The 22,529-nt window shown below is 74.9% G+C and carries 19 protein-coding genes; 10 read left to right on the forward strand and 9 right to left on the reverse strand.

Going from position 1 to position 22,529, the window contains the following annotated elements:
- The first annotated feature begins 240 nt into the window (after positions 1-240).
- Positions 241-1,206 carry a hypothetical protein gene (locus tag ACF059_RS14770; protein WP_392056325.1) on the forward strand — a complete coding sequence of 322 codons (966 nt, stop codon included), beginning with the start codon at positions 241-243 and terminating at the stop codon, positions 1,204-1,206.
- A gap of 32 nt (positions 1,207-1,238) precedes the next feature.
- Here the strand turns inward: ACF059_RS14770 and ACF059_RS14775 are convergent, their stop codons facing one another.
- Entirely contained in the window at positions 1,239-1,817 is a 579-nt protein-coding gene (locus ACF059_RS14775) for a gluconokinase (RefSeq protein WP_392056328.1), read from the reverse strand.
- A 111-nt stretch (positions 1,818-1,928) separates the two neighbouring features.
- A complete protein-coding gene (locus ACF059_RS14780; protein ID WP_392056331.1) occupies positions 1,929-2,813 on the reverse strand; it encodes a sigma-70 family RNA polymerase sigma factor in 885 nt (294 codons plus the stop codon).
- Positions 2,814-3,025: 212 nt separating this feature from the next.
- Between ACF059_RS14780 and ACF059_RS14785 the strand changes: the two genes are divergently transcribed.
- Entirely contained in the window at positions 3,026-3,379 is a 354-nt protein-coding gene (locus tag ACF059_RS14785; protein ID WP_392056334.1) for a hypothetical protein, read from the forward strand.
- Between the two features lie 82 nt (positions 3,380-3,461).
- On the opposite strand, the gene ACF059_RS14790 is transcribed toward ACF059_RS14785, so the two are convergent.
- The gene (locus ACF059_RS14790) at positions 3,462-3,839 is read right to left on the reverse strand and encodes a VOC family protein (protein WP_392056337.1); all 378 of its coding nucleotides are present in this window, start codon (positions 3,837-3,839) and stop codon (positions 3,462-3,464) included.
- A gap of 7 nt (positions 3,840-3,846) precedes the next feature.
- Positions 3,847-5,748, reverse strand: coding sequence for an ABC transporter ATP-binding protein (locus ACF059_RS14795; RefSeq protein WP_392056340.1), 1,902 nt, complete (start codon positions 5,746-5,748; stop codon positions 3,847-3,849).
- 141 nt (positions 5,749-5,889) lie between these two features.
- Between ACF059_RS14795 and ACF059_RS14800 the strand changes: the two genes are divergently transcribed.
- Positions 5,890-7,905, forward strand: a complete 2,016-nt coding sequence (locus ACF059_RS14800; RefSeq protein ID WP_392056343.1) for an AMP-binding protein — start codon at positions 5,890-5,892, stop codon at positions 7,903-7,905.
- A gap of 58 nt (positions 7,906-7,963) precedes the next feature.
- Here the strand turns inward: ACF059_RS14800 and ACF059_RS14805 are convergent, their stop codons facing one another.
- Positions 7,964-9,802, reverse strand: a complete 1,839-nt coding sequence (locus tag ACF059_RS14805) for a GNAT family N-acetyltransferase (protein WP_392056346.1) — start codon at positions 9,800-9,802, stop codon at positions 7,964-7,966.
- Between the two features lie 97 nt (positions 9,803-9,899).
- On the opposite strand from ACF059_RS14805, the gene ACF059_RS14810 reads away from it, so the two are divergent.
- The 3 genes from ACF059_RS14810 to ACF059_RS14820 all read left to right on the forward strand — a co-directional run bounded on the left by ACF059_RS14810 (position 9,900) and on the right by ACF059_RS14820 (position 11,901).
- Positions 9,900-10,322: a DUF350 domain-containing protein gene (locus ACF059_RS14810; protein WP_366869290.1), complete on the forward strand. Its 423-nt coding sequence runs from the start codon at positions 9,900-9,902 to the stop codon at positions 10,320-10,322.
- Between the two features lie 158 nt (positions 10,323-10,480).
- Positions 10,481-11,428 carry an AEC family transporter gene (locus tag ACF059_RS14815; RefSeq protein ID WP_392056349.1) on the forward strand — a complete coding sequence of 316 codons (948 nt, stop codon included), beginning with the start codon at positions 10,481-10,483 and terminating at the stop codon, positions 11,426-11,428.
- 80 nt (positions 11,429-11,508) lie between these two features.
- Complete coding sequence (locus tag ACF059_RS14820; RefSeq protein ID WP_392056352.1) at positions 11,509-11,901, forward strand: hypothetical protein; 393 nt, start codon at positions 11,509-11,511, stop codon at positions 11,899-11,901.
- Here ACF059_RS14820 and ACF059_RS14825 read toward each other — a convergent pair.
- The gene (locus ACF059_RS14825) at positions 11,855-13,039 is read right to left on the reverse strand and encodes a hypothetical protein (RefSeq protein ID WP_392056355.1); all 1,185 of its coding nucleotides are present in this window, start codon (positions 13,037-13,039) and stop codon (positions 11,855-11,857) included. The two genes, ACF059_RS14820 and ACF059_RS14825, sit on opposite strands and share 47 nt — an antisense overlap.
- A 12-nt stretch (positions 13,040-13,051) precedes the next feature.
- Positions 13,052-14,581, reverse strand: coding sequence for an FAD-binding oxidoreductase (locus ACF059_RS14830; RefSeq protein ID WP_392056357.1), 1,530 nt, complete (start codon positions 14,579-14,581; stop codon positions 13,052-13,054).
- Between the two features lie 146 nt (positions 14,582-14,727).
- Here ACF059_RS14830 and ACF059_RS14835 point away from each other — a divergent pair, with 146 nt between their 5' ends.
- Together ACF059_RS14835 and ACF059_RS14840 are read left to right on the forward strand one after the other, a co-directional pair.
- Positions 14,728-15,954, forward strand: a complete 1,227-nt coding sequence (locus ACF059_RS14835; RefSeq protein ID WP_392056360.1) for a cytochrome P450 — start codon at positions 14,728-14,730, stop codon at positions 15,952-15,954.
- Positions 15,955-16,087: 133 nt separating this feature from the next.
- Positions 16,088-17,614, forward strand: coding sequence for a DUF2079 domain-containing protein (locus ACF059_RS14840; RefSeq protein WP_392056363.1), 1,527 nt, complete (start codon positions 16,088-16,090; stop codon positions 17,612-17,614).
- A 6-nt stretch (positions 17,615-17,620) separates the two neighbouring features.
- Here the strand turns inward: ACF059_RS14840 and ACF059_RS14845 are convergent, their stop codons facing one another.
- Positions 17,621-18,271: a class I SAM-dependent DNA methyltransferase gene (locus ACF059_RS14845; RefSeq protein ID WP_392056366.1), complete on the reverse strand. Its 651-nt coding sequence runs from the start codon at positions 18,269-18,271 to the stop codon at positions 17,621-17,623.
- 56 nt (positions 18,272-18,327) lie between these two features.
- Positions 18,328-19,857 (reverse strand): IucA/IucC family protein, encoded by a 1,530-nt coding sequence (locus ACF059_RS14850; protein ID WP_392056369.1) that lies wholly within the window; start codon positions 19,855-19,857, stop codon positions 18,328-18,330.
- 116 nt (positions 19,858-19,973) lie between these two features.
- On the opposite strand from ACF059_RS14850, the gene ACF059_RS14855 reads away from it, so the two are divergent.
- Together ACF059_RS14855 and ACF059_RS14860 are read left to right on the forward strand one after the other, a co-directional pair.
- Entirely contained in the window at positions 19,974-21,545 is a 1,572-nt protein-coding gene (locus tag ACF059_RS14855) for an IucA/IucC family protein (RefSeq protein WP_392056371.1), read from the forward strand.
- Positions 21,546-21,673: 128 nt separating this feature from the next.
- Complete coding sequence (locus ACF059_RS14860) at positions 21,674-22,498, forward strand: GntR family transcriptional regulator (protein ID WP_392056373.1); 825 nt, start codon at positions 21,674-21,676, stop codon at positions 22,496-22,498.
- Positions 22,499-22,529 lie beyond the last annotated feature (31 nt).

Below are 22,529 nucleotides of genomic sequence, written 5' to 3' on the forward strand. Positions count from 1 at the left end.
TGACATCCCGGATGCAGTCCCGGGAGGCCGCCGCCCTGCGGATCAGACGGGCCCCGCGTCGGCCCGGTGCCGGGCGCTGCGGCACGGCGGCGCCCGCGGCCCGACCGGACGCCGCGCCGCTGCCGGTCCCGGTGGACCCCCTGGGGTAGCTCGGGGCGCGCGGTCGGGGGTCGGGACGTACGGTGATCCCGATGTCACCGGCCGTTGTCGTCTCGCCCCGTCGAACCACCCGAGGATCCCATGCCCGACGCCGCGACCTCCGCGTTCACCGACCCGGACGTCGACCCGCTCGACGCCCCGTGCCGCGCCCTTGCCGAGGCCGCCGACGCGGTCGGCGAGGCCGCCCGTTACGCCTCGGCCCTCGCTCTCGGCGCCCGGCTGCCCGCGGCCGCCTTCGCCCGGGGAGGCCGCACCCGGCTCGGCTGGCGCACCCTGCTGCGCACGCTCACCGACCCGGAGGGTCTCGGATGGGCCCCACGGGGCCGGGGCGTGGCCCGGGCCGGCCGGCTCGCCGGAATCCTGACGAGCCGCGAGAGCCTCGCGGTCAGCATCGCCGTCTGCGGACTCAAGGCCCGGATCCGGGCCGCGGGCGCCTGCCGTCCCGAACTCCTCCAGGACCCCGCCGCGGCGGCCGTGCTGCGGGCCGCCGCCGCGGGCCGCCAGGCCGAGGCCGTGCGGCTGTTCCGCTCCCTCATGCGCGACCGGGGCGCCGGGCACGCCTTCGCCCTGCTGGCCCCGTCCTTCGCCGACATCCTCGCCTGGAACGCCCTCACCGACGGCAACCCCTTCAACGACCACGCCGGCTGGCAGGTCGCCACCGGCCGGGCCGAGACCGCCCAACCGCTCCTCGGGCTCGGCGCCGCGTTCCGGGCCTTCTGCGACCGCGGCCCGGCCCTGCCCGCACGCCCCGTAGGACGGCCCGAACTGCCCCCGGTCCGGCGCGCCCCCACGCGCCGGAGGTTCACGGCGCTGCCGCCCCGCCCGGCGCCCCGGCCACCCGCCGACGGCCTGCTCGGGCACGCGGCCGCGCTGCGCGCGCACGCGGACGGGATGCGCGCGACGGCCTCCGCACTGGCGGGAGACGCCCCGCGCGCCGAGGTCGCGGCGCTCGCCGACCGCTGCGCGGCGGCGGCGCGCGGCCTCGCCCTGGCCGCCGCCCAGCTCGGCCAGGGCGAGTTCACGCAAGCGGGGGACCGGCCGCGGTGAGCCGGGCCCGGTGACGTCCGGGGACGCCTCGCTCAGTTCCGCTCGGGCGCGGCCAGGCGGCGCTGGACGGTCGGCTCGGCCGGCTCGGTCGCATCGGCTGGGTCGGCCAGCGCGTTCAGGGCGGCCAAGGCCCGTCCCGTGATCTCCTCGGGGGAGCCGGACACCTCGACGACGACGCCGGCTTCGTCGTCCTGGAGCGGTTCCAGCGCGGCGAACTGCGATTCCAGCAGGGCGCGGGGCATGAAGTGGCCCCTGCGGGCCGCCATCCGCTCCTCGATCAGCGCCCGTTCACCGCTGAGGTGAACGAACACGGCCCCCGGGTCCGCGGCGCGCAGCCGGTCGCGGTAGGCCCGCTTGAGCGAGGAGGCGGCGACCACTGCCCCCCGCTGCCCGGCGAGGCTGCGGATCCACTCGCCGATCGCGTCCAGCCACGGCCACCGGTCCGCGTCGTCCAGCGGGGTGCCGGCCGACATCTTGGCGACGTTGGCCGCCGGGTGGAAGGCGTCGCCCTCCGCGTACGGGACGCCGAGCGCTTCCGCGAGCAGCCGGCCCACGGTCGTCTTGCCCGTCCCGGCCACGCCCATCACCACGATCACCCGTCGGGTGCTCACGTCCACCACGCTGTCACCTCGCCGTCCCCGCCGACACCGGACCGTGTGCCACCACTGAAGCGCATCCACGCGTACGCGTTCAAGGCTCCCCCTCCCGTGTCCCGCCGGGCCTCACGCATCGAGAACGGCGAGATCGATCCCGGCCAGGCGCTCCGGTTCCGCGATGACCTCGATCTCGGTGATCAGGCCCTCCGAGATGGTGAAGGCCAGGACCAGGAACAGACGTCCCAGCGGCGCCATCGCGAGACCGACCACGCCGTCGACCAGCGCGGGCTGAGTGGACTGCGCCCGCTGCATCGCGGCCATCGCGCCCCGGGCCACGGTGACGGAGCCGCTGATGACGACGGGCCGCGGGGTGGGGCCGACGGCCGGGTCGGCCCGGAGCACCACGTCGGGATGGAGCAAGGTGACCAGATCGTCGAAGTGCCCGCCGCGGGTGGCGGCCAGGAAGGCGTCCACGACGCGCCGCTGGAGCGTCAGATCGGCGTCGGGAACCGCCGGCGCGCCCTTGACCCTGCGGCGGGCGCGGCTCGCGAGCTGGCGGGTCGCGGCCGGGGACTTCTCGATCAGGGGGGCGATCTCTTCGAAGGGCACGGCGAACAGGTCGTGCAGGACGAACGCGAGCCGCTCGGCCGGCGCCAGCGTGTCGAGCACCACCAGCAGCGCCAGCCCGACCGAGTCGGCCAGTACCGCTTCCTCTTCGGGGTCGACCGCGTCCTCGCGGCTGACGGCCGGGTCGGTGGGGTAGGCGTCCATGGAGTCCTCGCGCCGCGACGCGCGCGAGCGCAGCATGTTCAGGCACACCCGCGAGACGACCGTGGTCAGCCATCCGCCGAGGTTCTCGACGTCGCTCGTGTCGGAACGGGCCAGGCGCAGCCAGGCCTCCTGTACGGCGTCCTCGGCCTCGCTGAGCGAGCCGAGCATGCGGTAGGACACCGCTCGCAGATGTGAGCGGTGCTCCTCGAATCGCTCCGCCAGCCGCGCGTTCTCGTCCACCGGTCCCCCGTTCCCACGTCGCCGTGGATCTCAACATAGATCACCGTGAAATCGCGGCCGCACGCGGGGAGTTGGTGCCGGTTCCGGCGACGCCCATGGACGGGCTCCGTCCGTTTTCACCGGTCGCGGGCACTGCTGGATAATGAAGCGAACGGGAAACGCAGTGGAGACGCCGGGGACACGTGGTGGTCCGGCACGAGAAGGAGTCCTTGATGGATGTGCAGCACTTCGAGCGGATCACCGCGTTCATCGAGGCACGGCTCACCCCGCTGTTCGACGCGGAGACCGGCAGCGAACACGGCTTCGCGATGGACGACACCTCCCGTGCGCTGCGCGCCCTGCGCAACTCCGTCCTGGAGGCCTCGGCCATCAAGGGCCTTCTGGACCAGCGGGCGGCGGCCGATCCCGCCATGCGGCGCGTCATCGACCAGTCGGTGGAGCACAACTGGGACGTCCTGCGCGGCATCGCCCGCCAGTGGGAGGACCACGCCGATTTCCGCCACGAGTTCAAGCACCACGCGTGGGAGCTCGACCACCACCACCACCACGCCGCCGCGCAGAGCTGAGCGCCCGCGGTAGGCACGGTTCACCGGCACAGCCGGCCCGGCCCCGCGCGCACCGCGCGAGGCCGGGCCGGGCGCCGGAAGGTCAGCCGGCCGCCGTGCGCGGGGTCGTCTGCTGGACCGCCCAGCCGTTGCCGTCCGGGTCGGAGAAGTAGACGAAGGACCCCCACGGCATGTCCTGGATCTCCGTCACCTCCACGCCCCGGCCCCTGAGGTCGGCGTACGCCTCCTCGATGTCGCTCACGACGACCTGCAGGTTGTCCAGCGAGCCCGGGGTCATCCGGGTGAGCCCCTTGCCGATCGCGATCGAGCAGGCTGACCCCGGCGGGGTCAGCTGGACGAAACGGATGTCCTCGCTCACCACGACGTCGTGGTCGGCGTGGAAGCCGAGCTTCTCGTAGAAGGCCTTGGCCCGGTCCACATCGGTCACGGGCACCGCGACCAGTTCCAGCTTGATGTCCATCACAGCATCATGCGCCAGGGGCCGGTACGGCGCCGCCCGAAGCCGCGCCGGCCGCCGCGAACTGCGTGCGGTACAGCTCCTCGTAACGGCCGCCCGCCGCCAGCAGCTCGGCGTGCACGCCCCGTTCCACGATCCGGCCGTCCTCGACCACGAGGATCAGGTCCGCCGCCTGCACGGTCGACAGCCGGTGCGCGATCACCACCGCGGTCCGGCCCGCCAGCGCCTCGCCCAGGGCCTCCTGCACCGCCGCCTCCGAGGTGGAGTCCAGGTGGGCGGTGGCCTCGTCCAGGATGACCACCCGCTGCCGCGCCAGCAGCAGCCGCGCGATGGTCAATCGCTGGCGCTCCCCGCCCGACAGCCGGTACCCGCGCTCCCCGACGACCGTGTCCAGGCCGTCCGGCAGGGAGGCGACCAGCCCGTCGAGGCGCGCACGCCGCAGGGCCTCCCAGATCTCCTCCTCGGTGGCCTCCGGCCGCGCCAGCAGCAGGTTCGCCCGCACCGACTCGTGGAAGAGGTGCCCGTCCTGGGTGACCATGCCGAGCGTTTCGCGGATCGAGTCGGCCGTGAGGTCCCGTACGTCGATCCCGCCCAGCCGGACGGCGCCCGCGTCGGCGTCGTACAGCCGCGGCAGCAGTTGCGCGATGGTCGACTTGCCGGCGCCGGACGAGCCGACCAGGGCGACCATCTGGCCGGGCTCGGCGCGGAAGGACACCTCGTGCAGGACCTGCGTGCCGCCCCGGACGTCCAGGGTGGCCACCTCCTCCAGGGAGGCGAGCGAGACCTTGTCGGCGGCGGGGTAGCCGAAGGAGACCCGGTCGAACTCCACGGCCACCGGGCCCTCCGGGACCCGTCGGGCGTCCGGCTTCTGCGCGATGAGCGGCTTGAGGTCGAGGATCTCGAAGACCCGCTCGAAGCTCACCATCGCGCTCATCACCTCGACGCGGGCGCCCGCGAGCGCGGTGAGCGGGGCGTACAGCCGGGTCAGGAGGAGGGCGAGGGCGACGACGGAACCGGCGTCGAGGGTCCCGCGCAGGGCGTAGTACCCGCCGAGCCCGTAGACGAGCGCGAGGGCCAGCGCCGAGACCAGGGTGAGGGCCGTGATGAAGGCCGACTGGGCCATGGCCGTACGGATGCCGATGTCCCGCACCCGCGCCGCCCGGGAGGCGAACTCGGCGGACTCGTCGGCGGGGCGGCCGAACAGTTTGACGAGGGTCGCGCCGGGAGCGGAGAACCGCTCGGTCATCTGGGTGCCCATCGCGGCGTTCAGGGCCGAGGCCTCCCGCTGCATCGACGCCATCCGCGCCCCCATCCGGCGGGCCGGCAGGACGAACACCGGCAGCAGCACCAACGCCAGCAGGGTGATCTGCCAGGAGATGCTCAGCATCACGGCGAGGGTCAGCAGCAGGGTGACGGTGTTGGCGACCACCCCCGACAGGGTGTTGCTGAACGCCCGCTGGGCGCCGATCACGTCGTTGTTGAGGCGGCTGACCAGGGCCCCGGTCCGGGTCCGGGTGAAGAAGGCGACCGGCATCCGCTGCACGTGGTCGAACACCGCCGTCCGCAGGTCCAGGATCAGCCCCTCGCCGAGGGTGGCCGAGAGCCTGCGGGTCAGCAGTCCGAGCCCCGCCTCCACCACGGCGATCAACGCGATGAGGAGGGCGAGACGGGTGACCGCGCCGCTGTCCCGCCCGGCCACGATGGCGTCGACGATCCGGCTGGCGAGCACCGGTGTGGCCACCGCCAGCAGCGCGGTCACCACGCTCAGCAGCAGGAAGAGGGTGAGCCCGCGGCGGTGCGGGCGGGCGAAGGCGGCGACGCGGCGCAGGCTGGCGCGGGAGAGCGGGCGCCGGTCCTGCTGGGCGTTCATCGCGCTGTGCAGCGATGTCCAGGCGGTGACTTCCATGTCCATGGTCCGAACGGTAGGACCTCAACCTTGGTCGAGGTCAAGGAACGCGCCCGCACCACCCCTGCGGGGCCGGTCAACTCCGCTCGCCCGACCGGCGATTGCCGATTCCTGGCCGCTGTCGGTGCCCAGTGTCATCATCGGTCCATGACGCAGGGATCCGAGTCCGTACGCTTCGGCGAGGCCGCCACCGACACCGTCCTGCACCGCTTCGAGCAGTGGGCCCGCGACACGCCCGAGGCCGACGCCCTCGTCGCGGGCCCCAAGGTCCTGACCTACGGGCAGCTCGACGCGCGGGCCGACCGGCTCGCGCACCACCTGCTCGCCTCCGGCCTGCCCCCGGGCGGCCGCGTCGCCGTCGCCACCCTCCAGCAGACCGAACTGGTCGTCGCTCTCCTCGCCGTCCTCAAGGCCGGCGGCGCCTACGCCGTCGTCGACGTCGAGCACCCCCGCACCGGGCAGCGGCAGCTCGCCGCCGCCCAGCCCGACGTCCTGCTCACCCACGCCACCCACGAGGCCGCCCTGGACGACGGCAGCGGCCGGCGCGTGATCCGGCTCGGCGCGCAGGGCGCCGGCGCGGCCGACAACCCCGCCGCCGTACGGCCGGACGCCCGGCCCGGCGCCACCGCGGCGATCCTGTTCACCGGGGCGGCCGAGCCGCGCGCCGTTCCCGTGCCCCACTCCCTGCTGCTCGGCGCGTACGAGAGCTGGGCCGAGGTGGCCCGGCTGACCCCGCAGGACCGGCACCTGATCACGGCAGGGCCGGACGTCACCGCCTTCGCCGCGGGCTGGACGCGCGCCCTGTGCTCGGGTGGCGCCCTCGTCCTGCCCGCAGGCTCACCGTGGCAGGGCGAGGCGATCGCGGCGGCGGTCGAAGCCCAACGGGTCACCGTCCTCCACGCGGGCCCCGCCGACACCGTCCACCTGTCGGCCCCGGACCCGCAGCCGCGGGTGCCCGCCCCGAGATCCGGCCGTGCGCACGGCGACGGGCTCGGCTCGCTGCGGCTGGTCGCCGTCTGCGGAGACCGGTTCCACGTCGACGAACTGGCGGCCCTCCAGACCTCGCTGCGGCCCGGCGCACGCGTCCTCAACGTCTACGGGCTCGCCGAGAGCGCCGGCGCCGGCACCTGGTTCGAACTGCCGCAGCTTCCGCGCCCCCTCGACGGCCCAGAGCAGCGATCCCTGCTCGGCAGGCCCTTCCCCGGCTGCCGCGTCGAGGTCCGCGAGGGCCAGATCCACCTCAGCCCGCCGGGCGGCGGCGACCCGATACCCACCGGCGACCTCGGGCTGCTGCGCGAGGACGGACTGCTGGAGTACCGGGGCCGGATCCGCGACCGGATCACCCTGCCGGGCGGGCGCTCGCTCGACCCGTACCCCGTCGAATCCCTCATCCGGGGCCACGAGGGCATCGGCGCGGTGATCCTCCGAGAGGTCGACGGCGCGCGCGGGCCGCGCCGGCTCGTCGCCTACGTCACCCCGCGCCCCGGCGCCCCCGCGTGGCCCCCGAGCGCCGGGCTCCCGGACGTCGAGGAACTGCGCGCGTACCTCACGGGAAAGCTCGCCCGGGAGGACGTCCCGCTCAGGCTGGTCCCGCTGCGGGCCCTGCCCCGCAACCGGGCGGGGCAGGAGGACCGCGCCGCCCTGCCCCTGCCCGTCCTGGGCGGCGCTCCCGCCCAGCGCGCGGCAGGCAGCAAGGCGGGGGTGCGCTCGCCCGGGCCGACGGGTCCCTTCCCGGCGCTGGTGGCCGGCGGGTGCGGGGGCATCGGGCTGGGCCTCGTCGCCCTGATCCTCACGAACGTCTTCTGGCCCGGCTCGACCGACCTCACCGGGGTGCCGCAGCCCTGGGCGTTCCTCTTCTTCGTCCTCTACCTCTTCGAGTGCGTGGCCTTCGGCGTCGGCGTGGTGTTCCTGTTCTCCGGCCGTGCCCGGATGCCCCGGCGGGGCCGGGGCCGCGCCCTCACGGCGGCCGCGCACCTGTCGGTGGCCTACCTGCTGATGGCGTGGTGGCCGCAGGACAACCTCTACCGCCTCGCGGCCAAACAGGACTGGTCACGGCAGGCCGCGCTCGTCTACACCTTCAACATCCCCCTGATGATCGCGGCCGGCGTCGTCGCCGCCTACGTCACCGCCAAACCGCCCAGCCCCTTCGACTTCGACGACTGACACGGCCCGGCGAGGCGCGGGCCGGCACGGCATGGCACGGGCCGTGCCGGGCCGCGGCTCAGGGTCTCGCCGCGGCCGGCCCGAACACCGTTCCCACCGCCAGGGCCCCTGCCCGCACCAGCGCCTCGGCCGCGTCCAGCACCTCCGTGCTGCGCGCGGCCACCAAGGCACCCAGCCAGGGCGCCGGCTCGAAGGCGCCCGTCGGGATCGCCGGCACGAACACCGCGCCGAGCGCCGCGCAGCCCCGCGCGAGCTCGGCGCACAGCTCGTCCAGCTGGGCCTCGGGCAGCCGCGCGCCGAGCTCGACCCGGTCGGCGATCCGTACGAGGTGCCCGGCGCCCCGCAGCGCGTCGAGCCGGGCCGCCACCATGAAGGCGATCGAAGGGCCGGTCAGGCGCAGGTTCGTCTCGGTCGGGGCGAGGCGGCCCGCGCCGTCGGCGACGAAGTCCACGTCGAACCAGCCCCGGTATCCGCAGGCCGCCAGCTCCCGGCCCACCGCCGCACCGAAGGCGGCCAGGGGCTTCTCCGCCCAGGCGGGTACCACCCCGGGGCCCACCGTGGCCCCCGCGTAGCAGCCGTCCTCGACGTCCATGACGGCGCCGCCGACCTCGTGGGGGCGGCCCGCAGCGTCCACGAACCCGTCGTAGGTCAGGTCCCGCGGGCCGCCGTCCGGCCCGGGGCCGCTCACGTACTCCTCCACCAGCAGCGGCCCCCGCGGCAGCCGCCGCACCACGGCGCGGACCCCGCCCGCGGCCCGGACCCGTGCGGGCGTGAGCACCGTGGTGCCCGAACCGCCGACACCGTGCTCCGATTTGAGAACACTGCTCTCGCCCGCCGCGGCCCGCGCGGACAGGATCCGGATCGCGGCCCTGCGAGTGTCGGCCCGCCACTGGGCCGGAAGCACGATCCCCGGATGCCCGCCGCCCGCCAGGATCCGCCCGAAGAGCCCGTGCGCCGCGGACTTCGACTCGTACCGCAGCTCCCGGGCCTCCCACGGGCGGCCGGTCAGCCGCCCGAACGGCCGCGTCAGCCCCCACGGTACGAGGGGCAGCCCGGCCCCGGTCAGCAGCGCGGCCAGCGCCGGGCGGGCCCGTACGGCATCGGACAGACCGGGACCACCGGGACCACCGGGGTCACAGGGACCCTCAGCGAGGCCGTCGTACACCTCGACCTCCGACCAGCCCAGTTGGCGCCCGACCAGCTCGATCCAGCCCCGCGGCACCGGCCGGGGCAGCACCAGGGCCGCCGGGTCGGGGCTGTAGAAGGCGGCCAGGCAGGCGTAGTGGTGCGCGTCCCGCTGCTCCCGGTCCAGGGAGGCGTCCGCGAACTGCGCGTTGAACTCGGCGACGTTGCCCAGGTGGACCGCCCGTCCGCCACCGGTCCAGGCCCGCGCCCAGCCGGCGAGCGGGGCGGGCGCCACCTCGAACCGCACCAGGCGGCCCGGCCCGTGCTCGGTTCCCGGGCGGGAGCCGTGGTCGCCGGAGCCGTCGTCGCGGCCGTCCGGAGTGCCGACCGCTCCCATGGCCCGGTAGAAACCGGCCGCGTGCGGATCGGCGTCGATCACCAGCTCCCGGACCCCGAGCTCCACGGCCCGGCGCAGTGCGTCCCGGTACAGCAGCCGCCCCACCCCCTGCCCGATGACGGCCGGTTCGACGAACAGCAGCCCGAGGGCCGCCCGCGGGGGAGTCCCCTCCAGGGAGGCGAGCCCGAGCACCGATCCGCTTCCGTCCTCGGCCACCACGATCCGGCGGGCCGTCACCTCGTCCGGGCGGATCCGCAGTTCCCCGGCGCACACGGCGAGGAATCCGGCGTCGTAGCCCCAGTGCGCCTTCGACCGCATGACCAGCGCCGTCAGATCCTCGGCCTCGTCCGCGCGCGCGGCCCTGACCCTCACCATGCGCCGACCTCCCCATGGTCCGCTCCCGGGCCGTGCGATAGATTCGGCCAGCCCCCACGGCACATCCTTTCCTACCCACGCGGAGACAGGCTTCTCAATGAGCGACATCATCAACGGACTTGGCCGCACCAGCGCCTACGGCGCGCTCGGCCTCGTGCTGCTGATCCTCGGCATCGTCCTCGTGGACGTGCTGACGCCCGGGAAGCTTCCGAAGCAGATCTGGGAGGAGCGCAACCGCAACGCGGCCGTCCTGCTCAGCTCCGCGCTCCTGGGCATCGGCGGGATCGTCTTCACCTCGATCTGGACCACGTACGAGGACTTCGGCAAGGGCCTGATGTCGACGGCGGCCTTCGGCGTGCTCGGCCTGATCCTGATGGCGCTGGCCTTCCTGGTGCTCGATCTGGTCACCCCGGGCAAGCTCGGCGCCATCGTCGTGGACCCGGAGCCCCACCCGGCCGTCTGGGTCTCGGCCTCCTGCAACCTCGCCGTGGCCGCGATCGTCGCCGCCTCGATCGCCTGACCCGGAGCACCGGTACACGACGAGAGCGCCGCTCCCTTCGGGGAGCGGCGCTCTGCGTCTCCCGTCGTGCTGCCGCCCGCCCCCGACCGGCCGCCCGCTCCGGGGCGCGAAGGACGTACGGGTAGGCTGCTCGGCAGTCGATCATGGGGGACGGGAACATGGGCGGGGCAGCCGCGCTGGAGAAGCTCGTACCGGTGCTGCTGGCCTTCGGCGGCGGGGTCCTGCTCGCCCGCCGCAAGATCGTCCCGGCCGAGGCCTCCAAGGCCTTCTCCGACTACGCCTTCCTCTTCGCGGTCCCCTGCTACCTCTTCGGCAACATCTACGCCAGCGACCTCGCCGCCCTGTTCAACTGGCGGGCGATCGGCGGCTACGCCGGAGCGGCCGCCATCGCCGTGGCCGCGGTCGCCGCGGGCGCCGTCGCCTACGGCATCCGCGAGCCCCGTGCCGTCGCGCTGCGCGTCATGGCGGGCGTCCAGGTGAACACCGCCTACTTCGCCGTCCCCGTCTTCATCACCGTGTTCGGCACCGCCGCGCCGATCTTCCCGATCCTGCTGTTCCAGGTCTGCGTGCTGTCCCTCGTGGTCATCGCCCTCATGGAACTGGGCCGTGAGGGCGCCGCCGTGGGCGGTCCGGGACGACGCCTCTCGCGCGCCGTCGGCGCCTCGCTCGCCACCCCGCTGGTCCTCGCCTGCAACGCGGGCATCCTGCTCAACCTCCTCTCGGTGCACGTCCCGGCCGTGGTCCTGGACGGCGCGGCCTTCGTCGGGGACAGCGCCTCCCCGGTGGCCCTGTTCGCGCTCGGCCTCCACCTCGGCGGCCTCGGCCTGGACGTCCGGGGCACCACGCGCGAGGAGATGGCCCTCATCGGTTTCAAGTGCCTGGCCTTTCCGCTGCTGACCTGGGCGGTGTGCGGGATGCTCTTCGGCGTGCGGGGCGAGTGGCTGGCGTACCTCGTGCTGATCGCCGCCATGCCCACCCCGCAGAACCTGTTCATCTTCGCCCAACGCTACGACGTGGGCGTCGACCTCTCCGCGTCCCTCGTCATCAAGAGCTCGGTCATCTCCCTCCTGCTGCTGCCCGTATGGCTCCAGGTGGTCGCCTCATGAGCGCCCATGAGCCCCTCATGAGCACCCTCATGAGCACCTCCCGGTCGTGCCTCCGGGCGGCATCGGCTCGTTGACCCGGCATGGAACTGCCGACCATCGCGGCGCCGGGCGTCGGGGAACGGGCCGACGCCGTGGCCGATGCCGCCTGCCACCTCTACGACACCGTCACGCCCTGGGGGACCGGCGCTCCGGGAGGGTGGAGCCGGACCGCGGCCGAGGACGCCGCCGAGGCGATCGAGACCACCGCGCACGCCCTCGCGTCCGCCGGCCCCGGCGCCGAAGTCGTCCTCGCGCCCGTCCACGCCGCCCTCGCCGACCTGCGCCGCCGCCTCGGGCTCGCACCCGCCGACGGGCTGACCGGCGAGGGGCTCCCCGTCACCCCCCGTACGGTCGGCAACCCACGCAGGACCCGCTGGGCGCGGGCCCTCACCGCCCCTTCGCCGCGGCAACCGCCTTCTCGTACAACTTCCTGATGGAGAGGCCGAAGTAGGAGCTGTAGGAGGTGTCGGCGGTGTCCCCGCCGGTCTTCCAGCCGCCGATGACCCCCACCACGTCCCCGGTGCCGGTCCGCGCGTCGAAGCGCACGAGGAACGGGCCGCCGCTGGTGCCGCCGGGGTAGCCGGTGCAGTGGATGCGCAGGAAGGATCCCGGGATCTGGGGGTCGACGCTGGTGAACTTCGTCGTCCGGTTGACGCACAGGCGCGGCCGGGCGGCGGAGGCCGGATAGCCGATCAGCGCGACCCGCGCGTGGGCGTAACCGGAGCCGGTGACCAGGCGGTTCGCGCCGACCACGTCCTGCACCAGGAACCCGTCGCGGCCCGGACCCACCTGGGCGAACGCCACGTCGAGGGTGGCGGCCCGGTCGGCGCCCCGGGAGCGGTAGCGCGGGTCGATCCAGATCTTGGAGTGCCCGCCCGCATCGCGCAGGACCGGGAACATGCCGTACGGCTGCGGGTTGGCGCGCGTGTACTGCGGTACGAAGGCCACTTGCCGGGTGTCCGAGCCGAGCAGGCAGTGCGCCGCGCTGAGCACCAGGTTGTGGCCGGGGGAGGCGACCACGCTCGCGGTGCAGAAGTAGGCGCCGCCGCCCTTGACGACGAACATCCGGCCGACGACCGGGACGCCGTCGAAGTCCTGCCCGATGCCGGGGTCGGCGGCGGGGATCCGCACCGGGCGCGTACGGGGAGGCGCGAGGGGACGCGGAGCGGGCGGCACGGGGGCGGAGGGGGTCGCCGACGGGGTGGGCGAGGGGCTCGCGGCAGAGGCCGACGGGGTCGGCGAGGGGGTCGCGGACGGAACCGGGAGCTCCACCCCGGCCGGCGTCGCCACGGGGACCGGATCCGCAGCCGGATCCACAGCCACACCCGCAGCCGCAGCCGGGTCCGGGCCCGGGTCCTGCCCCGGTTCGAGGGGCGCGGGCGGTCGGGGTGCGTCCGGGGGCAGCGGCACGGCGGAGGCCATCCGCTCGGCGGTCCAGAAGGCCGCCGCCTCGCGCGCGGACCAGCGGCCGACGGCCAGCGGGGCGGCGCTCCCGGCCTGCGCTCGGGGCAGCGGCCCTGCGGACACCAGCAGGGCGACCGCCACCGCGGCCATCGTCAACGTACGTCGCATGCGAGAGCTCCTCTAGAGGCCTTGAGGGAAACGGAAGAGCCGGTCCGGATCGTAGGTACGCCGGACCTCTTGCAGCCGGGCGAGGTTCGTGCCGTGGTAGGCCTCGCGCCAGCCGGTGAGCTTCGGATCGGAGTAGTTCTGGTACGCGCGGCCGCTCGCCCACGGACGCAGGTCCTGCCAGAGCCCGTCGAGCCAGCCCTCGTGCACGGCCACTTCGGCGGCCCGCGCGGACTCGGGCCAGTAGGCGAGGTACTGGGCCAGGAAGGCGCTGTCGCGGTGCACGAAGGCGGTGTCGCCGGCCGCGACCCGGTTGACCGCGCCCCCACAGACCCCGTCGAACTGCACCACCCCGAAGCCGCCCCGGGGGACGGTGGACGCGTAGCGCCGGACGGCGTCCAGGACCGCGCCGATCGCCGCGTCCGGCAGCCCGTCGTCCGTCCAGAAGTCCGAGCGGGCGGCGTACGAGTGCCGGGTGAGCCCGCCCTGCGGGTCGCGGCCGGGCAGGGTGCCCGGCAGGCGGCACTGCGCAGCGCTCAGTTCGAGACAGCCCGCCATGGCCCGCACGGTGTCCCCGTAGCTCCGCACGGCGATCCAGCTGTCCCGCGGTGCCCGGCCGACCAGGTCCGCCAGCCGGGTCAACTGCCGCTCCAGCTCCGGGCGGCCGTCGAGACACACCACCCGCACCGCCGGTGCGGCGGGGTCGCTTCCCGCGCCCGCCTCCGGCCCGGCGTCGGCCGTGAACTCCACCTGGCTCCAGAACGGGTCCGGCAGGCGGGCCAGCCAGCGCTGCCAGCCGCGCAGCACGTCCGCCGAGTCGGCGCCGGGCCACCACAGTTCGGCGAAGGCGCCGTCGCCGGCCGGATGCGTCCGGAAGCGGAGCTCGGTGACCACGCCGAACTGGCCGCCGCCACCGCCGCGCAGCGCCCAGTACAGCTCCGGATCGCGCTCGGCCCCGACCTCGCGGACGGTCCCGTCGGGGGTGACCACCCGCGCCCCGGTGAGCCGGTCGGAGGCGGTGCCGTACGCGCGCGCCGCCAGCCCCAGGCCACCGCCGAGGGTGAGTCCCGCAATGCCGACGGAGGGGCACAGCCCGGTCGGGACGGCCAGACCCCGCGCGGCGAGGGAGGCGTTCACGTCACCGAGCCGGGCCCCCGCGCCGATCCGTACACCGTCCCCGTCGACCGACACGGCCGCCATGGCTCCCGTGTCGAGGACCAGCCCGGCGGCGCGGGTGGACCAGCCGGAGTAGCTGTGCCCGCCACCGCGCGGGACCACCGTCACGGCCGAACGGCGGGCGAAGTCCAGGCAGACGGCCACGTCCCCGGCGTGCGCGGGATAGGCCACCGCGCCCGGCGCGACGGCGTCGTAGCGGGGCTGGAACAGCCGGCGGGCCTCGGGGTAGTCCCGGTCCCCGGGGAGCACCACGCGCCCGTCGACGGCGCGGGCGAGCGCGCCGTAGTCGGGCCCGCGGCGCGCCGCCCCGGCGGTGGCCAGCACGGCGGCCGCGGCGCCGGCCAGGACCCGGCGGCGTGGGAGGCTCATCCCCCCTTCCTGCCACCGCCCGGCCCGATCGCGCCGAAGGCGGGCCCACACACCCCGGGTTGCCGCCCGAACGGCCCATAGCCGAAACGCTTCGGTTCGTCGGATAAGAGGTTCGCCCGGGCGGACGGCGGACGTACCCTGCCCGCATGTCTCTCGTGGATCTCGCTGCGCACACCGCAGATTTCAACGCCGACCCCTACCCCTTCTACGCCGCACTGCGCGAGATGGGCCCCGTCCACCGCGTGGTGCTCGACGGCGCGCGGACGTGGCTGGTCGTCGGCCACGACGAGGCCCGCCAGGCCCTGAGCCACCCCGACCTGTCGAAGAACTGGCTCGGCTCCGAACTGTTCGGCCACACACCGGACCACGCCGCCGCCACCAACATGCTCGAAGCCGACCCGCCCCATCACACGCGGCTGCGGCGCCTGGTGGCCCGCGAGTTCACCGCCCGCCGGGTCGAGTCCCTGCGCCCCCGCGTCCAGCAGATCACCGACGAGCTGCTCGACGCGATGGCGGCGCGGCCCGACCGCCGGGCCGACCTGATCCGGTCGCTCGCCTTCCCGCTGCCGATGACCGTCATCTGCGAACTCCTGGGCGTCCCGAACCTGGACCGGGAGCGGTTCCGCTTCTGGTCCGGTGAGATCGTCGCGCCGGCGGAGGGCGGCGGCGCGGACGACCGCGCCGTGCAGCAGATGACCGCCTACCTGCGCGAACTCGTCGACGCCAAGGCCAAGGACCCCGGCGACGACCTGCTCAGCGCCCTGATCCGCACCCTTCCCGACGGCCCTGACGGCACGGGAGGGGCCCCCGCCGAGGACGGCGATCAGCTCTCCCCGGACGAGCTCATCGGGATGGCCTTCCTGCTGCTGGTCGCGGGCCACGAGACCACCGTGAACCTGATCGGCAACGGCGTACGGGCCCTGCTCGCCCACCCCGACCAGCTCGCCGCGCTGCGCGCCGACCCCGACGGGCTGATCGACGGCGCGGTGGAGGAGATGCTCCGCTACGACGGCCCCGTCCAGCACGCCACGTACCGCTTCGCGCGCACGGACGTGGAGATCGGCGGCGTCCGCATCCCGGCCGGCTCCTCCGTCCTGGTCGCCCTCGCCGCCGCCGACCGCGATCCGGCACGGTTCGCGGAGCCCCGGCCCGAGGTCTTCGACATCCGCCGCGCCGGCCCGAGCCACGTGGCCTTCGGCCACGGCATCCACTACTGCCTCGGGGCCCCGCTGGCCCGCATGGAGGGCCGCATCGCGATCCGGGGCCTGCTGGAGCGCTTCCCCGACCTCGCCGAAGACCCGGACGCGGACCCGGGCGTCTGGCTGTCGGGCACGCTGATGCGGGGCGTCACCCGGCTGCCGCTGCGCTGGTGAGACGGGGACGGGCACGCTCCCGCGCCCCCGGGGCCGTGCGGGGGACAGGTGGCGTCCGCCATTCGAAGGAAACCGCGTACGCGGGCACCGACCCCGCACGAAGGACGTGGGGCGGCTGGCATCTTGAGGGTTCATGCACGCACCCACCGGCAACGCCGCCACGCTCCCGCCGCAACAGTCCGGTACCGAGGACCGGGCGGCCCAGCAGCCGCCCGCGGGGGTCCGCGCGGAGGCCACCTGGTGGATCTGGGCCATGGCGGGAGCGCTGTTCCTCGCCTACACGGCCGTGTCCCTGCGGATCCACGAACACCTGCTCTCGCACTCCTTCGACCTGGGGATCTTCGTCCAGGTCGTGCGGTCCTACGCGGAGGGGCACCTGCCCGTCTCGGAGGTCAAGGGGCCGGACTTCCCCGTCCTGGGCGACCACTTCTCTCCCGTCCTGGCCGTTCTGGCACCGCTGTACTGGCTGTGGCCGTCGGTGAAGCTGCTGCTCGTCGCGCAGGCCGCACTGATCGCCGCGGGCGTGCTGCCGCTGGCCTTCTGGGCCCGCAGGACACTGGGTCCGGCGGCCGCCGTGGTCATCGGCGTCGCCTACGGCCTCTCGTGGGGCATCGCGAGCGGCGTGGCCTACGACTTCCACGAGTGGGCCTTCGCCGTTCCGCTGCTCGCCTTCTCGCTGACCGCGCTCGGCAACGGCCGGCTGCGGGCCGCGGCCTACTGGGCGCTGCCGCTCGTGCTGGTGAAGGAGGACCTCGGCCTCACGGTGGCCGTGATCGGCCTCGTCATCGCGTGGCGCGGCGGGCGGGGCGGCCGCAGGCTGGGCCTGGTCACGGCCGCGACCGGGCTGGCCGCGTCGGCGCTCGCCGTGCTGGTGCTGGCCTCGTTCCACCCGGGCGGGTTCGACGGCTACTACGCCTCCCACCATCCCGGCGGTACGAACGGCGCTGCGGACGGCGGGGCGGGAGGCGGCCTGCTGGACCTGCTGCACCAGGGGACGCTCGGTCTCATCACCCCGCAGGAGAAGGTCACGACCCTCCTCCTCATGCTGGCGCCCACCCTGTTCCTGGCGCTGCGCTCGCCGCTCCTGCTGATCGCCCTGCCCACGGTGCTGTGGCGCCTCGCCTCGGACTATCCGGCCCACTGGGGCACCGCCTACCACTACGCGCTGCCGATCATGCCGATCGTCTTCGCGGCGTTCGTCGACGCCCTGTCCCGGCGGGGCGCGCACGGCCGCAGCCTGTACCGCTACTTGGCGGGTTCCGCCGCGGTCACCCTGTTGCTGTTGCCGCACTTCCCCTTGTGGCAGCTCTTCCAGCCGCAGGTATGGCAGAGCGATCCCCGTCTCGCGGTGGCCCGCGGGGTGATGGCCGAGATCCCGGACGGAGCCACCGTCCAGGCGTCGAACAATCTCGGGCCCCACCTCGTCGACCGCACCAGCGTCAGCGTCTACGGCTGGGGGGACAGTCGCCCCGACCCCGAGTGGATCATGGTGGACACCAAGGTCGCGCCGGCCCACCGCTGGCCCCTGTCGGTCGCACAGGAGCTCATCGCCCTCGACACGGCCCGCCTCCGCGGCTACCGCACCACTGCCGAACGGGACGGTTTCGTCCTGCTGAGGCGCACGGCAGGCGGGGCGCCGGTCTCCGCCCCGCGCCCGTAGGCGGCCCTAGTCTCTGCGGGCCAGCAGGAAGCCCTGCGGGAAACGCTCGCCCGGGTCCGGTGCGCGGAGCAGGCGGGAGACCTCGGTCAGTCCGGCCGCGGCCAGCAGGTCGGCGATCAGGTCCGGCGGGGTCCCGTACACGTCGAGCTCGACCGGATGCCCGTACGCGTGTTCCAGCCGGATCCGCGCGTCGCCCGCCTCGAAGGCGATCAGGACGTAGCCGCCCGGCGCCAGGACCCGCGCGTACTCCGCGAACACCGGGCCGAGTTCCGAGGGCGGGGTGTGCACGGTGGAGTACCAGGCGAGCACCCCGCCCAGGACCCCGTCGGCCACATCCAGCGCCGCCATCGAGCCCACCTCGAACCGCAGCCCCGGATACGTCCGGCGGGCCACCGCCACCATCGCCGGTGACAGGTCGACACCGAACGCCCGTACACCGAGGCCGTCCAGATGCGCCGTCAGCCAACCCGGACCGCAGCCCAGGTCGGCGACCGCCCGGCCGCGTGCCCCGCCCCCGTGCACGTACTCGGCGAACGCGGCCAGCAGGGCCCGGTCCAGCGGCTTCCCGGCCAGGCCGGGGCCGACCAGGCGGGCGTAGTCGACGGCGACGGCGTCGTAGGACGCGCGCACGGCGTGCAGGTACGAGGTCTCTGTCATGCCCCTGGACAGTAGCCCGCGCGGACCCCTCCGCTCATCCTCCCGTCCCGCTCGCGTCAGCGGACCGCCCGGGATCCGGCCAACGGATTGGGCAGTTCCGCCCACTGGTCTCCCGGGGTGCCGGGGCTCAGCCGCATCAGCGTGAGCGCCTTGGTGGGCAGCGGCCCCGTCAGCAGGGCCTCGGTGTCGGCGGTGGCCGGCAGGGAGGGCGCCGCGTCGGCGAGAGTCTGCGTGAAGGCGTCGTCGGAGCCCGCCGTGGCGCCGAGCGCCCCCGTCACCAGGGAGCCGAACAGCTTGCGCCGCAACAGGGTCACGTCGTCCGTGACCAGCCTGCCGGACAGCGGCGGCACCGGCAGCCCGCTGCGCACGAGCCGGGCCGGACTGATCCGGATGTCGGCCAGGTCCCGGTAGACCAGCCGCAGCGGCGCACCCGTGGCGGAGAGGACCACGAGGAGGTTCTGGCCGTGCGCCTCCAGGGCCACCCCCATCTCCAGCACCCGCAGGCACACCGAGAGCGCGAGGCGGGCGAAGTCGGCCCGCCAGGTCGCCGAGCGCGCCGGAGCGAAGTGGGCCAGGGCCGCCACGGGGAGCACCTGTTCGCCGGCGGCCGCGTTCGCGTAGGCCTCCGGCGGCTCGCGCAGCACGGCCGCCAGGTCCGGGCTGTGCGCGCTCACCGCGCCCAGGGTGCGGGTGATGTGCAGCCGCCCGTCGAGCCGCTCCGACAGGTCCTGGGCGAAGGCGGAGACGGCCGCCGCCGTCTCGACGGAGTAGCCGGAGATGTCCCGTACGGAGGAGGTCAGCCGGGCGCTCAGCGCCGTCTTGACGTGCGGCCCGCCGTCGGTGGGCGCCAGCGTGCGCAGGGCCATCAGCGGGTGGGCCGCGACACCGGCCCGCACCCGCGCGCGCCCCAGGACGTGCTCCGCCTGCCACGGGTGCACCGGCACCAGGATCCGCCCGGCCTCGCGCAGTTCGGCCGGCCAGTCGCCCGTGACCAGGCACTCCTCGTCCCGTACGGCGATCAGCCCGAGGTCGACCACCGGCCGGTGCTCGGGCGCGTACGCCAGCTGCTCGGCCACCGAGAAACCGGGCCGGGAGCGGCAGTTCGGGTGGTACGGATGCCCGTCGACCACCTGTTGCTCCCACTGCCAGGTGGTCTGCGGCACCGAGCCCGCCCCGGCGGGCGGCTGCCCGGCCCGGGAGAGCGCGAGGGAGGCCGTACTGCCGTCCAGCTCGGCGGCGAACGCCTCCCCGTGCGCCACCCCCAGCGCCCGCACCAGCCGCGCGGTCTGCCGGAAGGGCCTGCCGTCGAGCAGCAGCTCGGTCACGTACGCCCCGGTCGCGTACGGATCCGGCGGCGGGCCCTCCAGCCGTGCGCCCCCGGCCAGCCGCAGCACCAGCCCGCCGGGCCCCCGCTCGCGGCCCACGATCCATTCCAGCGGTTCGAAGGCCAGCGCCCGCCACAGCCGGGTCAGCACGGCGGCGCGGGCGCCGTCGAGCGCGGCGGCGTAGGCGGGCCCGAGGTGGGGGCGTACGCCGGCCAGTTCGGCGGCGACGGCGTCCTCGGCCGGGGTGGCGGGAAAGTGCATGCTGCGGCTCCGACATCGGATATCGCTTACTGGATGATCAAACAATCATTGCGGATACTGAAGATCACGGCTGGGGGTTACGCCTCGCGGACCCTCCGGCGCACCGGACGGACCGAATGGAATCAGTGGACCTCAACGCCGCCGCCGACGCCTACGCCGCGACCCCGCTCCTGAACTGCCTGCTGCGCGAGGCGGCGGAGCCCGCCGAGCCCCCCGAGCCCCCGGAGTCCGGCGCCGAGGAGGGTGACGCGGCCGTCCACCGGCTGCTCGGCAGCGGGCGGCTGCTGCGGGTGCGCGGCGGGCGCCGGCCCGTCAGCCCCGAACTGCGCACGGCGGACGGCTGGCGTCCGCTCAGCCACACCGAGCTGGTCAAACTCGTCGTCGACGAACTGGGCCGCTTCACCGGAGTCTCCAACGACGAGCTGCCGGTGGAGATCACCGACAGCCGCGACACGGTCGCCGCGCTGCTGTCCGCCCGCGCCTCGGCCGAACCCCCGCCGGACCCGTACCTCCTCTCCGAGCAGTCCCTCGTGATGGGCCATCCGCACCACCCCGCCCCCAAGGCCCGCGGCGGGGCCCCGGCCGGGAGCTGGCTGCCGTACGCGCCCGAGGCCCATGCCCGCTTCCCGCTGCTCTTCCTCGCCGTGCGCGAGGACCAGACGGCCGAGGAGGGCGGCCCGGCCGCCGCCGAGGCGATCGACTCCCTCGCCGCGGCCCTCGACGGGCCCCGCGCGCCCGCCGGATACCGGCTGCTGCCCGCCCACCCCTGGCAGCTCGACCTGGTGGGCGAGCGGCCCGCCGTGCGCGAGGCCTTCGCCGACGGGCGGCTGCTGCGGCTCGGGCGGAGCCAGCGCGCGGCCTGGCCCACCGCCTCGGTCCGGACCCTGTACGTACCCGATCCGGCGGCCGACCTGTTCGTGAAGTTCAGCCTCGACGTCCGGATCACCAACGACGTGCGCCGGCTGTGGCGGCACGACCTGCTGCGGCTGCGCCGTACCGACGCGGTCGTCGAAGCCGGATTCGCCGCGCTGCGCCGGACGGGTTCGGACGCGGCCTGGCTCGCCGACCGCGGCTACCGCACCGCGTCCTTCGCCTTCGAGGAGCTCGCCGTCCTGGTCCGCGACGGCCTGCACGCGCACGTCCTCCCGGGGGCCACCCCGCTGCTGGCCGCCGCGCTCGCCGAGGGGTTCGCCGGGAGCCCGCCCGGCGCCGCCGCGGACCCGGCCGCCTGGTGGCGGGCGTACCTGCGCCACGTAGTGCCGCCCGTACTGGAACTGTTCGACCGGCACGGCATCGTGCTGGAGGCCCACCTCCAGAACACCCTGGTCGCCGTCGACGCGGCGGGCATGCCGGTGCAGGCCGTGTTCCGGGACGCGGAGGGGGTCAAGCTCCTCCCGGACCTGTCGCGCGAGGACGCCTGGCAGCGGCTGGTCTACTGCCTGGTCGTCAACCACCTGGCGGAGATGGCGGGGGCGCTGGCCGACCGGCATCCGGACGTCTCGGGGCTGCTGTGGCCGGCCGTACGGGAGGAGTTCCTCCGCTACGAGGCCACGCGCGGGCTGCCCGAGATCGCGGAGCTGCTCGCCGCTCCCACCCTGCCGGCCAAGACCAACCTGCTGCTGCGCTGGACGCGGGCGGGCGGCGCGGACGCCCGCTACCTGCCCCTCCCGAACCCGCTGCGGGAGTAGGCCCGGCGGGGTACGGAAATCGGCCAAGCTGGGCCGGGTGTCCCGCCCCGCGCACTTATAGGTATAGACCAATGCTACGTTGGTCGGGCAGACCGCGCAGTCCTTGACCACCCGTCAGAGGAGAAGCCATGCCCTCCCCTTCGCGGGGCGGCGGCCCGGCCGCCATGCCCAAGTACCAGCGGATCGCCGCAGCGCTGCGCCGCGATCTCGACCGCGCCGCGCACACGCCCGGCGGCCGGCTGCCCTCCGAGCGCAGCCTGGCCGCCCGTTACCAGGTCAACCGGCAGACCATCAGGGCCGCCCTCCAGCACCTGCGGGAGGACGGCCTCGTCGTGACGGGCCGCCGGGGCAGCCGGCCCGCTCTCACGCCCGCCGCCGAGGTGCCCGAGGGGCCGGAGGTGTTCGAAGGGCCCGAGCCTCCCGCGGCGGGGGCCGTCGGGCCCGTGTCCCGCCGGGCCGTCCTCTCCCAGGACTGGCTGACGCTGGTGAGCGTGCCGCCCTCGCTCGCCGCACTGCTCGGCATGGGCGGCGGGGACCGCACCCTCGTCCTGCACCACCGCGAGCGCGGCCCGGCGGGGGAGACGCTCCAGCACGCCGTGACGTACTTCAGCCCGGGCGCCGTTGCGCGGAGCCCCGAACTGGCGGACTACCGCGCCCGGGCGGCGCAGGCGGTCCGCGACGAGGACCTGGACCGCCTGCACCGCTGGCTCGACCGGGCCGCGGCGGCCGGGCGGGTCGCCGAGACCCTCACGATGACCCGTACGCTCCACCCCCCGGCCTCCTCCCCGGCCGGCGGCCCGACGGTGCGGCGCACCCTGCACGACGCCTCGGGCCTCCTGCTCAGCGTCACCGACCTGGCCTTCCCCACCTGGGACCGCCTGACCTTCCACCGTGACCCCCGCGACCCCCGCGAAAGCCGCGACCGGGCGACCACCGGTTTCCGCGTCACGTAGGAAGCGCAAACCGGTGGCCGCCGCCGTGAGG

Origin of the sequence: Streptomyces sp. NPDC016562, from assembly GCF_043076955.1 — a bacterium.
GTDB lineage: Bacteria > Actinomycetota > Actinomycetes > Streptomycetales > Streptomycetaceae > Streptomyces.

Bases quoted from the DNA above. Each gene is read 5' to 3' on its own strand.
- ACF059_RS14835 (WP_392056360.1), top strand. From the start codon at position 14,728: ATGTCTCTCGTGGATCTCGCTGCGCACACCGCAGATTTCAACGCCGAC.
- ACF059_RS14810 (WP_366869290.1), top strand. From the start codon at position 9,900: ATGAGCGACATCATCAACGGACTTGGCCGCACCAGCGCCTACGGCGCG.
- ACF059_RS14860 (WP_392056373.1), top strand. From the start codon at position 21,674: ATGCCCTCCCCTTCGCGGGGCGGCGGCCCGGCCGCCATGCCCAAGTAC.
- ACF059_RS14840 (WP_392056363.1), top strand. From the start codon at position 16,088: ATGCACGCACCCACCGGCAACGCCGCCACGCTCCCGCCGCAACAGTCC.
- ACF059_RS14825 (WP_392056355.1), bottom strand. From the start codon at position 13,039: ATGCGACGTACGTTGACGATGGCCGCGGTGGCGGTCGCCCTGCTGGTG.
- ACF059_RS14805 (WP_392056346.1), bottom strand. From the start codon at position 9,802: ATGGTGAGGGTCAGGGCCGCGCGCGCGGACGAGGCCGAGGATCTGACG.
- ACF059_RS14795 (WP_392056340.1), bottom strand. From the start codon at position 5,748: ATGGACATGGAAGTCACCGCCTGGACATCGCTGCACAGCGCGATGAAC.
- ACF059_RS14850 (WP_392056369.1), bottom strand. From the start codon at position 19,857: ATGCACTTTCCCGCCACCCCGGCCGAGGACGCCGTCGCCGCCGAACTG.
- ACF059_RS14790 (WP_392056337.1), bottom strand. From the start codon at position 3,839: ATGGACATCAAGCTGGAACTGGTCGCGGTGCCCGTGACCGATGTGGAC.
- ACF059_RS14800 (WP_392056343.1), top strand. From the start codon at position 5,890: ATGACGCAGGGATCCGAGTCCGTACGCTTCGGCGAGGCCGCCACCGAC.
- ACF059_RS14770 (WP_392056325.1), top strand. From the start codon at position 241: ATGCCCGACGCCGCGACCTCCGCGTTCACCGACCCGGACGTCGACCCG.
- ACF059_RS14830 (WP_392056357.1), bottom strand. From the start codon at position 14,581: ATGAGCCTCCCACGCCGCCGGGTCCTGGCCGGCGCCGCGGCCGCCGTG.
- ACF059_RS14855 (WP_392056371.1), top strand. From the start codon at position 19,974: ATGGAATCAGTGGACCTCAACGCCGCCGCCGACGCCTACGCCGCGACC.
- ACF059_RS14820 (WP_392056352.1), top strand. From the start codon at position 11,509: ATGGAACTGCCGACCATCGCGGCGCCGGGCGTCGGGGAACGGGCCGAC.
- ACF059_RS14845 (WP_392056366.1), bottom strand. From the start codon at position 18,271: ATGACAGAGACCTCGTACCTGCACGCCGTGCGCGCGTCCTACGACGCC.
- ACF059_RS14815 (WP_392056349.1), top strand. From the start codon at position 10,481: ATGGGCGGGGCAGCCGCGCTGGAGAAGCTCGTACCGGTGCTGCTGGCC.
- ACF059_RS14785 (WP_392056334.1), top strand. From the start codon at position 3,026: ATGGATGTGCAGCACTTCGAGCGGATCACCGCGTTCATCGAGGCACGG.